At 48.1% G+C, this 17,280-nt stretch carries 5 protein-coding genes; 2 read left to right on the plus strand and 3 right to left on the minus strand.

What is annotated here, in order from left to right; all coding sequences use genetic code 11:
- The first annotated feature begins 8 nt into the window (after positions 1-8).
- Entirely contained in the window at positions 9-536 is a 528-nt protein-coding gene (locus tag H4O21_RS02765) for a DUF4347 domain-containing protein (protein ID WP_182807302.1), read from the plus strand.
- Between the two features lie 4,957 nt (positions 537-5,493).
- On the opposite strand, the gene H4O21_RS27980 is transcribed toward H4O21_RS02765, so the two are convergent.
- A complete protein-coding gene (locus tag H4O21_RS27980; protein ID WP_502243738.1) occupies positions 5,494-6,081 on the minus strand; it encodes a hypothetical protein in 588 nt (195 codons plus the stop codon).
- Between the two features lie 193 nt (positions 6,082-6,274).
- Between H4O21_RS27980 and H4O21_RS27985 the strand changes: the two genes are divergently transcribed.
- A complete protein-coding gene (locus H4O21_RS27985) occupies positions 6,275-8,008 on the plus strand; it encodes a calcium-binding protein (protein WP_502243739.1) in 1,734 nt (577 codons plus the stop codon).
- A gap of 193 nt (positions 8,009-8,201) precedes the next feature.
- Here H4O21_RS27985 and H4O21_RS02775 read toward each other — a convergent pair whose 3' ends face one another.
- Positions 8,202-15,833, minus strand: coding sequence for a FecR domain-containing protein (locus tag H4O21_RS02775; RefSeq protein WP_182807304.1), 7,632 nt, complete (start codon positions 15,831-15,833; stop codon positions 8,202-8,204).
- A complete protein-coding gene (locus H4O21_RS02780) occupies positions 15,833-17,158 on the minus strand; it encodes a surface lipoprotein assembly modifier (RefSeq protein ID WP_182807305.1) in 1,326 nt (441 codons plus the stop codon). Before H4O21_RS02780 ends, H4O21_RS02775 begins: the two co-directional genes overlap by 1 nt.
- Positions 17,159-17,280 lie beyond the last annotated feature (122 nt).

A 17,280-nucleotide genomic window follows, 5' to 3' on the forward strand; every position in this document is an offset into this window, starting at 1 on the left:
TATTGGGTATGAAAAGAGGTATAAGGAGGCTGATAATTGCTGATAAAAGCATCTCTCAGATAAACGTCCTGATAGCAGACTTATCCGACAATGGCATTTTATTATATATACCAGAAGATACTGACTCTATTACCGTCTTAACCAGAAAGATAGCTGCCAACAAAGGTGTTAATCAGGTTTATATCTTCACACATGGTTACCCGACTAGCCTTATTCATGGCAGTGAAAAAATAACCTCTACAGATCTATTCAAGCATAAAAAAGAAAGTGCCAGCTGGAACTTGTCATTGAGTATTGAAGCTGAAATTATGCTTTATGCCAGCAATATTGCTCAGGGGGGCACGAGCAAACAGTTTATAAGACAATCTCACGAATTATCAGGCTGCAAAATCGCTGCTTCAAGCTATCCATTTGGTCATATACCTATTGGCAGCACTGGCAACTGGATGTTACCAGTCACAACCAGACATTATCTCCACTATTCATTAATAAACTTGCTACAAAAAATTGGAGGCACACCTTGGCTACAATCTTAACTGCGGGCGATATGGCTATTATTGATTTTAATATCGACCATGATTCTTTCCGGCTTGCTGCTCTGACAGATATTACAGCAGGTACGGTAATTAAAATTACAGATAGGGGCTGGACCAGTGCAGGTAATTTTGGCAGCTATGGCAGTAATGAGGGTACTATCGTCTGGACGGTAGGATCTGATATTACGGCAGGTGAAACATTCGAATTTACCGTGGCAGCGGGCACACCAACAGTTACATTGCTTGAAGTATATGATAATGCAAACAGAAGCTCTGAAGTTTCAACAGAGAGCACAAGTTGGAGTAGTCACAGTTTTGCATTAGGAGGAGATCAGATCCTGATTTATCAGGGCACAGATGCATCACCAACCTTTATATATGGGTTAACAACATCAAACAGTGCAAGCAATCACTCTGCTGATGGAGAATGGCAAAACACCTCAGCAACAAGTTCAAGCTTATCCCAATTGCCTTCGGGCCTAACCAATGGCGTCTCTGCATTAGCTCTAACCCGGGGATTACACTTAGATAACGTTACTTATGCTGGCCTGACCACTCAGGCCGATAAAGCTACCTGGCTAACACGCCTGAGTAATACCAGTAACTGGGTAGGGGATGATGCTGCAAAGCAGACTGGTGTAATTTCTGCGACGGCAGGTGATTCTAATGCCAAGCTTGCAATGGCTCCATCAAATGCCGTGCCAACTCTGACCACTGTCAGTACACTGACCGGAGCGACTGAAGACACAGAGTTTGAAGTTACTCTGAGTACTCTTGAAACAGAGGGTGATGAAAGTGATGACAATAGTGTTGATGGTTTTATCGTAAAAGCCGTTTCTGGTGGTACATTAAAAATAGGTACAGATGCTGGCTCTGCAACGGCATGGCATGCAAGTAGCAATAATCTGATTAACGCCTCTAATAATGCCTACTGGACACCCGACAGTAATACTAACGGTAATCTGAATGCGTTTACTGTTGTTGCTGTTGATAACGAAGGAGCAGAATCTGCTACACCAGTACAAGTAACAATTAATGCATCAGCGGTAAATGACGCCCCCACCATTACCAGTTCAGGCAACTACACCCTGACAGCAGTTAACGAAGAAACGCCATCGACCGGAGTACTGATCTCTACGATTCTGGCCGATAGCAATATCAGCCATGCCGATGTCGACAGCGGTGCCAGTAGCGGTATTGCAGTAACAGCGACTACAGGTACCGGAAGCTGGGAGTTTTCCACAGACAACTCGAACTGGACCAGTTTTGGTAGTGTCAGTACCAGTGCCGCTCTGCTATTGGATAGTGCAACCTATGTGCGTTTTACTGGTGGTACGGAGTATTCCGGGTCTGCTAATTTTACCTTCCAGGCCTGGGACCAGACCAGTGGTAGCGCTTCAACCAATGGTTCTGCTCAGACAGGAAATGCCAGCGTCAACGGCACAAGTACTGCGTTCTCTTCTGATAGTGCAACAGCTTCTATTACAGTCAATGCGGTAGATGATGCCCCTACCGGCTCTGGTGCTGCTACGCCTGCCAGTTTTACTGAAGATACCCAGGGCAACCTGGATCTGTCAGGCTTTACCGTGGCCGATGCAGACAGTGCTTCCGTGACAATTACCCTGACTGCCAGCGCAGGTACACTGGTTGCCTCTTCCTCAGGTGGCGTTACTGTTGGTGGTAGCAGTAGCGCTCTGACCCTGACCGGAGCACCTGGCGATATCAACACCTGGCTGGCTACCACCTCCAACGTACAATATACCGGTGCTACGAATGCAAACGGTGCCGGAGCTGCAACCATCACGATTACCGGTGCTGACGGGACAACCTCCAATGTTGCAATGGGATCGGTGTCTCTGAATATCAGTGCAGTCAATGACGCACCCACCATTACCAGTTCAGGCAACTACGCCCTGACGGCAGTAAACGAAGAAACAGCCTCGACCGGAGTACTGATCTCTACGATTCTGGCCGATAGCAATATCAGCCATGCCGATGTCGACAGCGGTGCCAGTAGCGGTATTGCAGTAACAGCGACTACAGGTACCGGAAGCTGGGAGTTTTCCACAGACAACTCGAACTGGACCAGTTTTGGTAGTGTCAGTACCAGTGCCGCTCTGCTATTGGATAGTGCAACCTATGTGCGTTTTACTGGTGGTACGGAGTATTCCGGGTCTGCTAATTTTACCTTCCAGGCCTGGGACCAGACCAGTGGTAGCGCTTCAACCAATGGTTCTGCACAGACAGGAAATGCCAGCGTTAACGGCACAAGCACAGCGTTCTCAACGAACAGTGCAACGACGTCAATTACAGTCAATGCGGTAGATGATGCCCCTACCGGCTCTGGTGCTGTTACGCCTGCCAGTTTTACTGAAGATACCCAGGCCAACCTGGATCTGTCGGGCTTTACCGTGGCCGATGCAGACAGTGCTTCCGTGACAATTACCCTGACTGCCAGCGCAGGTACACTGGTTGCCTCTTCCTCAGGTGGCGTTACTGTTGGTGGTAGCAGTAGCGCTCTGACCCTGACCGGAGCACCTGGCGATATCAACACCTGGCTGGATACCACCTCCAACGTACAATATACCGGTGCTACGAATGCAAACGGTACCGGAGCTGCAACCATCACGATTACCGGTGCTGACGGGACAACCTCCAATGTTGCAATGGGATCGGTGTCTCTGAATATCAGTGCAGTCGATGATGCGCCAACCGTATCAGGCGTACCGGATGATTCTGTTATACTTTCAGTAGGGCAATATCTCGATCTTTCTGCCTCCAGCGTAGCTGATGTGGATACAGACCCGGTTACCGCAACCCTCTCTGTAAATAGTGGTGTCCTTACGGCAACATCGGCCGGTGGCAATCACTCTGGAGGCGCTGCAGTCGTTCAGACCGACTCACAAACCGTGACGCTAACAGGCTCACCGGCAGAGGTCGATGCTTACCTGAATGATACCTCCGAACTCACCTTTACCTCAGTGGCCTCTACCGCTGATGTAACGCTGACCGTTTCCGTGGATGATGGTGTTAACAGTGCAGTTTCAGATACGGCAACCATCTCTGTTCTGGATGTCGTCAGACCAATCGCCAGCAACTATACCGATTCAACCAATGAAGATACGGCTGTCACTGCATTCAGTAATACTGAACTGCCAACAGCAGAAGATTCCGATATAGGTACAGCACATACTGTCGAATACATTACTATTGATACATCCACTGTAACAGGTGGGGTACTTTCCCTGACAGGAACACCGGCAGGTGGTACATCAACGACGGGGGGAATTACATTCTATACCGCAACAGGTAATTTGTCCGGCACAGTCAATATCGCCATAGGTGACATTGGCAATCTTGTCTTCACACCAACCGCCAATTTATCAGGCACCGGTGCAGGCAGCTTTGCCTGGACAGTCACTGACAGCGGAGGCGATACCTCCACGGCGGCTACCTGGACGCTGGATATTAACGCAGTTGAAGATGTACCTACACTGACGGGCGTTACAACAACCATTACCGCACTGGAAGATACAGCAACCAACCTGATTACCGGAACACCAGTATTTACCGATGTGGACACGACGGGCGATATTGTCGCCACGCTAACAGCAACGAATAACGCCGCGACCTTAACGGCTTCAAATGCGAATGGCGTTGTCGTCGGTAACAGTGGCACCCATGCCATCACATTAACGGGCACCGCCACAGAAATTAACACCTTCCTGCAGACAGCATCTAATGTCACTTATACCGGAGCAACCAACAGCACAACATCGGATACCGTAACCGTCACAGTGAATGATGGAGAAGGTGGCACAGGTACGGCTGAAACCATCACGGTCAATATGACTGCCGTGAATGATGCCCCTGCTGTCAGCGCAACAGGCACAGGTGGTAACTCAATTAATGGTGCTGCAACGGGACTGTTCAGCAGTGCTGCCGTTGATGTTGATACCCCTGATACTGGCGACCTGATCACCGGACTTAAATTGACCGTCAGCGGCTTACAGAATGGTGCAGATGAAAAAATTAATTTTGATGGCACAGCAATCGCATTGACAGCGGGCACTAATGGTACAACTACCGGCGGTAATAGCCTGGGTTATAGTGTGGCCGTCTCATCCAGTACAGCAACGGTGACAATTACTCATGCAGGTGTGGCTGAAACCACCATCGAAAGTCTGCTGAATGCGATGACCTATGAAAATACAGCCTCGCCTTTTACGGAAGGTGACCGGACGATTACCCTGACAGAAGTCACGGATGACGGTGGCACAGCAAACAGTGGTGTGGATACCTGGTCTACTGCGAATATCAGTGCAACCGTTACTGTTGTTGATGGCACTAAACCGGTCGCTAACAGTTATACCAGCAACGGCACAGAAGACACGGCTGTCAATTTGTCAGCGACTGAGCTGCCAACAGCGCAGGATTCTGGCAGCGAGACGCTTGAATATATCACCATTAATACCGCCAATATTACCGGTGGTGTTTTATCGCTGGATTCTACCGGCACGACAGGTACATCCACTGTTGGCGGCATCAGCTATTACACAACAGCAGGTAATCTCACTGGAACCGTATATATTAATATTGCGGATATCAGCAAGCTGGATTTCACACCAACAGCGAACCTTGCGGGCACGGGTGCTGCAAGCTTTAGCTGGACCGTCACGGATGCAGGTGGTGATACCTCTCCGGCGGCCACCTGGACACTGAATCTGAGCAACACAGACGACGCCCCTTCTGGAACAGATAAAACCATTGCCGTGACGACCAGTGGCAGTCATACCTTCAGCAGCACAGACTTCGGGTTCACTGATGCGGATACGGGCGATAGTCTGAATCGTGTACAGGTCAATGTTCAGACGATTGATAATGGTGCTCTGAAACTGAATGGTAACGCTGTTAGTGACGGTGACTGGATCAATCTGGCTGATATTGGCAACCTGGTCTACACCCCAAGTGCCGCAGGTTCCGATACCTTCACGTTTACGGTAGAGGATAACAGTATAAGTAACTCTACTGACGCCACACCTAACACCATCACACTGAATGTCACCACACCATCAACTGGCGGTGGCGGTGGCGGTGGCGGTGGCGGTGGCGGTGGCGGTACGCCAACACCAGAGCCAGAGCCAGAGCCAGAGCCAGAGCCAGAACCTGAGCCAGAACCTGAGCCAGAACCTGAGCCAGAACCTGAGCCAGAACCTGAGCCTGAGCCTGAGCCAGAGCCAGAGCCAGAACCTGAGCCAGAGCCAGAGCCAGAGCCAGAGCCAGAGCCAGAGCCAGAGCCAGAACCAGAACCTGAGCCAGAACCTGAGCCAGAACCTGAGCCAGAACCTGAGCCAGAACCTGAGCCAGAACCTGAGCCAGAACCTGAGCCAGAACCTGAGCCTGAGCCTGAGCCTGAGCCAGATACGGTAGAAGAGGTAGATGGTGCAACAGTAGAAACCCGTACAGAACAGGATGATACCGGTGGAACTATCCGTGTTATCCACGTCGAACCCGTTTCGGCTGACAGGGCTGACACCGACACCACTACTGAGCAGGCTGATGTGCCTCTGCACTTTGATAATAACAACAACAATAAAGTTGTTACTGTCGTCAGTCTGCCAACAGGGGTCGGTATTAATGCCCGGGAAAATACAACGGCTCATGCCAGAAATGATCTGGTGGACCTGATTACGCTGATCAATCAGACAGCCGGTGATAGTGAATCTGACCGGGAGGATATGGTCGAAACCGGTGAACGCTTCCTGGAAGCACTGGAAGAAACCGACGACACTTTATGGGTAAATCAGGTCACCCTGACAACGGATGAAACAACAGCACCGACATCACCGATTAAAATTACAGGTACAGCTAACAGTGATCAGAATAACTACCAGGAAGCACTGGTGATTGATACCCGTCAGTTACCGAAAGGAACAGTACTGGATCTGTCCGAGATTGAGTTTGCTGTGATTGTCGGCGATGGCGTTATTATTCGTGGCGGCGAAGGTGCCAATATCGTCTTCTCTGGTAAAGGTAGCCAGAACATTATTCTGGGCCCGGACGACGATGAACTGCATGCCGGTGCCGGTGATGACGTGGTTGGTTCTCAGGGCGGTAATGATATTCTGAACGGTGAGGCCGGTAATGATATTATCGTGGGCGGTATTGGTAACGATACACTGAGCGGAGGTGAAGGTAATGATCAGCTACAGGGCGGTCATCAGGAAAAAGGTACCTGGCAGTTCAGTATTGATAGCCAGGGTCGCCTGAACAGTACTTTCATCCCGGATGATGAAGATATGTCTCACACCGGTCAGGTTACATTAATTGGCGACTGGTACAGCCGTCCAGTCCATATTGTAGCCGGAGGTGAACTGGCTTATCTGCAAACTCAGGAAGAGAATATTGATGATAAGGGTCTGCTGTTCCAGGGCAACAGTCATTACGCCTTCCTGGCTCAGAACAATGATCTTCTGGAAGCTATTACTCTGCTTTATCATGGTGTTATGGGTGAATTGCCTTCTATTGAAGCTCTGAACCTGTATGCTGGTTCGGGATACAACCGGGAGCAACTCACTGACCTGGCCCTGACATACTGGCAGCAGGTATCTGAATTTGATTCTGAAACGCCAACAAGTGTTCAGGTTACAGCCATGTTGAATGCCTTCTGGCCTGCAGATAGTATCAATACGGATCAGCTCAATCAGTACACTGCTATGGCAGAATCATCAGGTCTTTCAGATGTTTTCTGGAGTATTGCCTCACATAGCAATCACAGTCAGCAACTAACAGGCAGTGCCGGGCAACTCTGGTTGACAGAACAGATTCAAACCGACGAACAAGGCATGTCTATTGATGCCGGTGATGACATTCTGGATGGTGGAGAAGGCGATGATCTGCTGATTGGTGGACATGGTAACGATATACTTAATGGCGGAGCAGGTCAGGATACTGCACGCCAGCTGAGAGCTCAGTCCGACTATCAGATTCAGCTGGATCAGGAGGGCAGAGTCACCCTGATTTACAAAGATGGTTTCTACACCGAAACCGATACTCTGATCAGTATTGAGCAAGTTGAATTTTCCGATAATATCGTCTCTTTCAGCTTTACAGATATGGACAGCAGTGAGCTGATGCAGATAGTTGCACTATATCAGCTAATGACAGGAGATGGACCGGCCTTGAATGAGTTGAACCGGTATGCTGAAGCGGATAATTCTGTTGCTACACTGGCTGAAATACTGATGTCTGATGATGGTTATCAGCAGTACTGGGCCGGACTGGATAATCGCAGTTTTGTACAACAGGTTTCTGAAACTGTGTATGGCACAGCACTATCCGGAGAATCCCTGGACTACTGGACCCATGAACTGGATAACGGCTTTACCCGTGCAGAAGGCTTTACCTTGCTGTCCGGAGTATCCGGTTATCAGCAAAGTCTGTTGCAGGATGGCTTTCTGATAGAAGGCTAAGAGCAGATGTTGAAGCCAGTCAGTTTACCAATAAACTGACTGGCTACTGACTCTGAGATAGCAAGCAGTGCTCCTGCACTTTGCTGCTGCAAGCAGGAGAGTACTGCCATCTCTTTTGAGAAACCGTTGTTCAGTTGCTGAGTGTTATCATACAAAAAAGCCGGGCATTCAACCCGGCTTTTCTGCAGATCTCTTATTTAACCCGTGCTCCGGGTATTTCCACAGGGCCTGTTGGATTCCCTAACAATATAACTCCAGATACTGCATCACTGCTGCTCTGAGCTCCAAATGAACTCATAACCCCCGGAGGTGCCTGAAGAGTACTGCTGTTCGCGACCGTGGCAGGAGTCCCGACAAATACCGCATGGGCTTCACCCGCATATACCTGATCAGACGATTCAATCGAAATAGCTCCTCCGCCTAAGACATGATCAATTGCCACTGCGGTCTGTCCGGCATTCTGTAAATTGATACCACCACTATCAAAGTCCATGTTGATATTCAGCGACTGAATCTCCTGACTACCAAAATCAACCCCAATGGTGACAGAGGAATAATTACCTTCCACCCCACTCTGATTAACAGGATTACTGCCACCAATCAGACTGTAATTAATTGTTCCTGTCGCAACCTTATCGCTATTACCCAACTCCCTGATAAGATCATCCGGTGTTCTGTTATTGGTCTGGATATAGTGCAACTGCTGCAGATTCATATCGGCTTTAGCCAGAGAACCTTCCATATCAGAGCTGGCCCAGCGTCCCCAGGAAACCCCTAATGTTGAAGCAGAGTCAATATCTGTCACACTCTGAATAGAGTCATCTTTCAGTGAGCCAGCCACAACAACACAACTGGTGCAATCACTGTCGGTACTGTGTCCTGTAGATATCATGACCGGTTGAGAGTCTTCCACGCTGATTCGGCTATCAGCATCAATGGCGGCTAAAGATGATGCCTGCCCGCTGCTATCCTGGTAGCCAGCCAGTATCTGTAAGCCAGAACTGTCTGTTGACGGAGTCTGAGTTGCAGATAGCTGATAAGCTGCTGTGCCATAAAAGTTTGTATTAGTATCAGTATCAGACAATACAAACGCAGACATAGCATCATGGATCCCATCCGCAGAATCCGTTCCCAATAGAGATACAGACATCTTGCCACTGCCATTCCCACTATCATTCCGGTCAAGAGTGAAGGATACCGAAGTATCACTGTCTGTGAGACTTACCGGAGAATTAGTGCCAAAGTCATATACAGTATCTGGTGCGTCAATTCGTGAAGGTTCCGTAAAAGAGACCTCTGCGTGCATAATCTGCATAGCGGCAAAGTCGATATAGAGTTCGCTGCTCATATTATATGAAGAGTCCCCTCCCATAATCTGTATATCACTGCTATCCGCAGTGAACACACCACCTTTCAGTAATATTCCAGTATCAAATGTTTGCACCGCAGAACTGATAATAAATGGAAGCTTAGTATCTGTTATGGCAGATGCCGTTACATTATCAGAGCTGACTTGCCAGTTCGAACTATCCCAGTAACCCCAGATGACAGCAGAACTCGAATAAGCATCTTTCTGAGCGGTATTATCATCAGTCAGCAATCGACAACTATCAGCAGCAGAACCACCACAGTGACCTGCAATATCCAGGTAACCCGGCAAGCCATAAGCAGAGTTAAGAGAAGTGTATGCTGTCAGCCCTTTAGCGTTGATCAACTCAATCTGATTCGTACCATTCTGATCCACAGGAACAGGCAGGAACAGCGTTTCAGTCAGAGTATCCAGAGTCGTTTGTTGTAAACCAAATACACCGACAAGACGTCCACTGCCTTCAATTTCAGATAGCTGATAACTGCCACTAAGCAGATCCCCGGTATTTCCGATCAGACTGATACTGGCTGTTCCGGCCATGCTTGTACCTGAACTATCTGCAGTCAGATTAATTGTCTGCCAGTTATTATCTTTGGTTGATGCCAGGCTCACCGGAGCTCCGGCCTTATATACAGACCAGTCAGTGTTACCATGTGATAAAGAGATATCCAGAGCGACCAGTTCCTGCTTGCTATAATCCAGCAATAACTGAACACCATTCAGACTACCACCTGTACCTGATAGATCTGTAGGGTTAGTCCCCACACCGGTATAACGAATCAACCCGGATGTGTTACCACTGACTGTGGATAAATTAGCGACATTAGGGCTATACACATAATGAAAGCCCTCTGTCAGCTTTGAGCTACCACTACGAGTGATATTAAGACCTGATGCACCGGACCAGAATCCCCAGTTTAAAGCCTCTGAGCCGGAACTAACCCCGCCATCCTGAGATAGTGATGCCTGACCAGATGCAGTATCAATACTGAACGAACCATCACCATCCCAGTCACTGGACATTGTTTGCCCGGAAACAGGAACATTGCCAATACCGTTAATGGTTTGCAGGTTGAAACTGGTTCCTGATTCAGCTGTATCCAGAGCAACAGCTGAAGCAGTATAAGGTACACCGCCATCAGAAGCGCCATACGTTACAAAAGCAACATTAGCCAGGCCAGTCACTGGTTGTACAACCTGGTAGCCACCAGCCCCATACAACATATCACCAGCGGAGGGCAGAAGATAACTGGCCAGCAGATAATCAGCTTCACTGCCAGAGAATCTCAGGTTAACTTCACCTTTATCAGGTAAAGTCCCATTGCTGATTAAGCCAAGAACGGAGAGCGTTAATGCGTTACCTGCATTATCAAATAAAGAACTGTCTAAACTTAACGGTAAGTTTTCAGCCTGATACTGATAATCTGTACCAGAATAACTCAGGTCGAGAGAAAAACCGGTAACCTGCTGACTGGAAAAGTTAAACTGAATTTCACTACTGTCAATTTCAGCAAAACTGGTACCGTCAGTCAGTAAAATATCTCCCGGAGATTGAGGCTGATAAGTCACCTCGCCCAGACTGCTTAATGCAGTAAGCTCAGATGATGATAATGTGCCTTTAGCCATTGAATAGAAAACGGGTAATGCATAACCCTCACTAAGACCTGTATCTGATGCAGTAATTGAAACATCGCTGCTCCAGTACCCCCATTCAAGATAATCTCCATTATTCTGGCCAAGGCTTCTGAAATCACTGGCATATTCTGAGGCCTGAAGCAGCTTAGTGACACTGGATGAATCTTCAAATACCGCATACATGGGGTTCAGACCCTCTGGCCCGGTAATCACCTGACCGCTACCCGCTTTCATGTGCGCTATTGATGGCGCTGATTCACCAGGCATAATGAAGTGATAGCTACTACTATTTACACCTGTCTCACTATAAACCAGAGCCCCCGATTGCAGGCTTCCGGAATCACTGGCCTCATATGCCGTTATGATTCTTTCCGCATTGCTTCCCACAAAACTAAAACCGATCGAGCCAATGACATCCGTACTGCAGGGATAATCATTGCACAATTCACCGCTTAAACCGGTGGAATGGGATGAATTACCGTAATTAAAGTCCGTTGAGCCTGCTTGCAGTTTCCAGTAATCATTAACCTGTGTATTGGCTGTCAGAGTATGCAGATTGCCGGTATGACTGTCTGAGCCATATCGGATAATGGCGTACCCTGAATCAGGAGTATATCCAGATACACTGGTCAGGTTTGTAGGCTTAGTACCACCAGAAACCTGATACAATTTAAACCCGGACAGAGCATTCAGTTCATCACTGGTTGTAATATCAGTCGAATAAATATAGTGAAAATCACGGGTTGAATAAGCAATATCATTTCCATTGCTTTCACTGTTAACACCCGTAACCATATTCCAGTTATTGTTCAATCGACCATAATAAATACCATATGCGCTATCCTGAGCAGACTCAGCAACAGTAGCAGCAGAAAAATCTACCCCGCAGCTGGCCAGCTCACAGAATGAGCCAGAAGCAGCACTGCTGTTAATGTCTGTGCCAGGTATATTTCCGGTATATAGCGGTTTATCCGAGATCAACCCATTGGTTTTAAAGTTGCTGCCCGCAGAAGTAACGTCTGTATTCACCAGATAACCATAATTGCCAGAGCCACTAGCCAGAAAACTTCCCAGCACAACGGTGTTTTCTGCTAACTCTGCATCTGTTACAGCCTGACCATAATAGCCTCCAACACCATAAATGTTGCCATCACTACCAAACGTCGGAAGATAATAGCTAGCTAGTGCTCTGTCTGCACTTTCACCTGCAAATTGCAAATGAGCAGTTTCACCATTGCCAACACCCGCACCTTTCTCCTGTAACTCCAGAGTCATATTGCCGGATATAGAAGAACCAGGCATATAAAGATCATATTCATAATCAGTTTGACTATACTCTGATCTGAATTTCAGGCTGAAATCTGTAATTTCTGCAGAACCATAATCAACAACAAAATAACTCTCGCTGACAGATAACAATTGATCCTGACTATTGATCAACAGAATTTCAGATGTACTGGCTGGGCTATATTTAAAGCGGCCAGAAGATGGCAGTGTTTCGGTGATATGATCTGACGAAGTAAAGAATAACGGCAGGCTGCTGGCAGCTGACGTTACGCTACCATCTGAATCATTGGTATAAGATCCATTCCAGGCTTGTGATGACCACTTACCCCAATGAATCCTGTTACTCTTCGAAGAAGAGCTGTCACTGATACTGCCATAAATTAACAGACTGTCTGAATTGTCTGTATTTTCAAACCTATAATAATCCGTTCCCGACGTATAACTCATCATCGTCAGATAGTCAGTATTTTCAGCAGATACCAGTACCTGAGCCTGACTATTAGCGACAACATCAAGTAGCCTGATTTGCTGGCCACCATCGACTGACAGAGGAAAAACCATCTGATAGTTAACCGTCGTATCCGGGATCTGATCAAACACCAGAGTACCTACAGCAGAACTGAAAGGATCTGAGTTATTACTATCATATAAATAATAACTGCCAGCCAGACGGTCAGCCTCTGTACCAATAAAGGAATAATTTAACTGACCACTATGCCCTCCTGCATTAAAGCAGGACGCACCGGATGGACATATACTTGTCGTCAGAGAAACATTCTGCTCTTGAGAGGATAAGGCCAGGTTATTTGACACTCCATTGACCGTCAGCACGGCCCCATCGGTCAGGTCCATTTCCAGCTTGAGAGAACTCAAAGCCTCTGAACCCGATGCAGAGAAGTCAAATGTTGCCAGACCACTACTCCAGCTTCCTATCGCATTATTATTCTGATCGGTTGGGGCTGTTCCTGAAGTAGTCAGCTGATAGATTACACGACGCCCTTCATTGCCTGCTTTAGCCCCCAGATTAGCGATAGAGGTCACATCGGGACTATAAATATAATGCAATGCACCAGTAACAGCGGGCTGATTGCCCTCAACAGTAACGTTCCAGCCTGATGTCCATTTCCCCCAATAGACACGCTTTCCGGTATCCGACAGGCTCCCAGTACTATCTGTAGCATTATCATCAGCCCCGGCTGCAGCATCAAAGGAAAAAGAACCATCAGTATTAGAACCTGAGTACACGGTATCAGACGTTCCCGAAGGCGTTGTTGCCAGCGTCAGAGCGCTGCCATCATTATCTCCAAGGGTCAGAGTCACTGACTCAGGTTGATTGCTTCCTGATATATAACTCATTTTCAAAGCTGTGCCGGTAATAGCCGGAGTCGTGGTTGTAACCGCTGGCGTACCGCCACCGCCACCAGTATCTGGCTCAGGTTCTGGCTCAGGTTCTGGCTCAGGTTCTGGCTCTGGCTCTGGCTCTGGCTCTGGCTCTGGCTCTGGCTCTGGCTCTGGCTCTGGCTCAGGTTCTGGCTCTGGCTCTGGCTCTGGCTCTGGTTCTGGCTCAGGTTCTGGCTCAGGTTCTGGCTCAGGCTCAGGCTCAGGCTCAGGCTCTGGTTCTGGCTCAGGTTCTGGCTCAGGTTCTGGCTCAGGTTCTGGCTCTGGCTCTGGCTCTTGCTCTGGCTCTTGCTCTGGCTCTGGCTCAGGTTCTGGCTCTGGCTCTGGCTCTGGCTCTGGCTCAGGTTCTGGCTCAGGTTCTGGCTCTGGCTCTGGCTCTGGCTCTGGCTCTGGCTCTGGCTCTGGTTCTGGCTCAGGTTCTGGCTCAGGTTCTGGTTCTGGCTCTGGCTCAGGTTCTGGCTCAGGTTCTGGTTCTGGCTCTGGCTCTGGCTCAGGTTCTGGTTCAGGTTCTGGCTCAGGTTCTGGCTCAGGTTCTGGCTCTGACTCAGGTTCTGGCTCAGGCTCTGGTTCTGGCTCTGGTTCAGAAACAGGATTGCTGACGGTTATAGATTTGGTGCTACCACTGGCATCGACCAGTAGTTTATCGCCATTATCAGCATCAGCACTGATACCGGCTAACATATCCTCACCGCTTAACGGGTTACCTTGTCCATCACCTGAAGAGTCTCCCCCCTGACCACTCTGAGGGCCATTCTGATTCAGAACATCATTGGCAAAACCATTAACCGTAACATCCAGTAAAGTAATCTGATCATTATCCTGAGCAGGTGTACCACCTGACCCGCCAGCTGCAGAGCCTCCACTATGAGAGGTGCCAGTTCTGCCGGCACCTACAGATGCAATCACATCACCCAGATCAGAGCTTTGTGTATCCTGCTGCAAAATAGGGTCGCCATCGGAACCACTTTCCGCCTGAGAACCCGCTTCACCATTAGCATCAGCCAGATCATCCAGTCCCGGTAACCCTGTGCTGTCTCCACCAAAACCATTAACGTCAGGTACACCTGCATCGTTCCCCTGGCCAGAATCATCCTGGAGGCCACTGCCAGAGTCACTCAGGCCAGCAATATCTGCCACATCTTCTGAGTTATCCGAAATACCATCATCCTGACCATCATCTGAATCTGATACCGACTCAGCTCCAGTGCCAGAAGCGCCATCATCCGACTCGGAACCATCAGCTTCCGGGTCTGTCTGCGCATCAGCAAATTCATCCTCTGAACCAATTTCATCATTTGCGCTTTCTTCTGAATCGCCCTGCTCCGAAGTCTCTGATGTTTCTCCTTCAGACTTTTCCTCTGCAGCATCTTCAGCATCTGACACATCCGCTTCTTCTTTTAGTTCAGAGTCATCGCCTTCATCGTCCGATGAGTGGATATCATCCAGCAGCACAGGGAAAGGCTGAATACTCTTCTGAATACTGCCAGTAGCCGAACCGACATAACCATATTCTCCGGCATCCAGAAGCTGATCACCCGCACGGTTAAACAGACGAACACGGCCTGAATCAACGCCCAGATAAAGGCCTGATGGAGTATTGGCAATCTGATTCAACGAACTATCTTCTGGAGAAACCAGAACAGCGGTATATCCTGTTCCCCGGATACCGATAGTGGCAACAGAAGTTTTTACCTGATAGTTTTCTCTTTTCTTTTTCCCAATCAGTCCTGTCAGCTTGCGCATTCCACCCCGGATCAGAGAGTAATCTGCTTTTCCGTTACTATCAGCCGAAGGCTTAAACTGATATTCATCGACCCGGAATTCAGTATCGGGTTTTAAAGACAGAATGCTGCCATCAGAAAAACGGATATGAATTCGCCCCTTCTTACCCGTTTTGATCGTATCACCACTGAAAACCTGAGCCCGGGTTTTCAGCTTCTCTGATGAACCATCGGCGTGAATCACCTTGTTATTACCCGTACTGATAACAATCTTACCAGCAGCTTCATTCGCATCAGCCCAGGATGGCCAGAGCATCAGCATCGCAGGAGTGAGTAATAACGACGAAGATAAACCTACGGCTGATAAGCCTTTAAGAGAAACACTTAACTTAGGGTTGTTTGAAGTATCCATCATCAGTACTCGTATTTCACACCAAAGGAGACAACATCCCGATCATATGTATACAGCTCAATCGAGGAATCATTATTAATAAAGGAGGCATTCAGATTAAAATTCAGTTGCTTATTGAACTGATAACGCCAGGACAGGTTGAGAGCCTCATATTTATCGTGGCGGCGCACCCCATACAACCAGTCACGCCCCTGATACTGTGCATCCTGATAAATAAGTGCTGCTGTGGCGATATTGGCATCGGTTACAGGTAACTGCAGGCCCAGACTTCCACCCCAGAAATGTTTCTCAACCGATGCTTTACTGACAGTTGTAACATCATCCGGCGTTTCCAGACCGGAAAAAGCATTCGCAAACAGAATAGGGCTGTGCCAGACAGGTAAAGTGGTATACAAATTACCACCACCGCTCAACTGAACTGAATCTCGCCAGGATATACTGCTATCAGGGTAAAGAAAGCGTGATGCTGTAATATAGCCACTAATCGCCAGAGTATTACTGAGGTTATGGCTCCAGTCACCGGAAACACTGAACATATTCCGGAAAGTATCGCCATCAGTACGATAATTCTGCGCACTGGCCATCAACTGAAAACGATCATCCCGGTCCAGTTTGTAACGCCAGCCTCCGGTAACATCCAGGCTACTGTTATTAAAGCTTTTTTCTGAGTGATACCGTTTCTGATTCGCTCCGGCTCTGGCAAACAGGCTGTGCTGTTTATCCAGAGGTTTCGTAATTGATCCTCCGGCTTTGATCTGAATGTAATGATCACCTTTACCTAACGACTCTTCTGTCAGTTCTACTCTGTTCAACTGATCTTCAGGTGCACTGTTCAAATTGCTGTCATGCCCCAGAATAGCTTCGGCATAAAGCTTTGAGGTGGTTTTATAAAGCTGTTCCCGTTTCTCAATAAGCGCCAGATACCGACGGATCTTGATGGCAACTGATTCTGGAGGATTCTTTTCCAGTACCTGAGAAAACTCTTTCTTCGCAGTCTCATTATCTTCCAGCAGATACATACCACGGGCATATTCCAGACGCACCCGATCATTCTCAGGATGGACAATCAGCACTCGCTCCAGAGCCATAGTGCCTTCTCCTGCATAGCCGGAATCAACAGCAGCAATGCCAAAATAAAAGTCAAACAGAGGATCACCTTCCAGTTCCTGCAGCCATTCTGCTGCCATCTGATAGGCTTCAGCTGATTTGCCCTGTTCTGTAAGAGTCTTGAGCTGTTTGATACGAAGTTGAGAGTCACTGTCAGCCAGTACCAGAGTACTGCCCAGAAGAGTTATGCATGCCAGTGCATTTTTTATATGATGGTCCAATCTGGAATACCGGGACATAAGATGCCTTTTAATGTAGGTCTTCTACTTTTACAGATTCGGTTACATACCTGAAAAAGTATTTTGATATTATCCAGCCAATGGATGACGTATACAGCAACGCC

Source organism: Oceanospirillum sediminis, from assembly GCF_014164585.1.
In the GTDB taxonomy this organism is placed as follows: Bacteria; Pseudomonadota; Gammaproteobacteria; order Pseudomonadales; family Halomonadaceae; genus Oceanospirillum; species Oceanospirillum sediminis.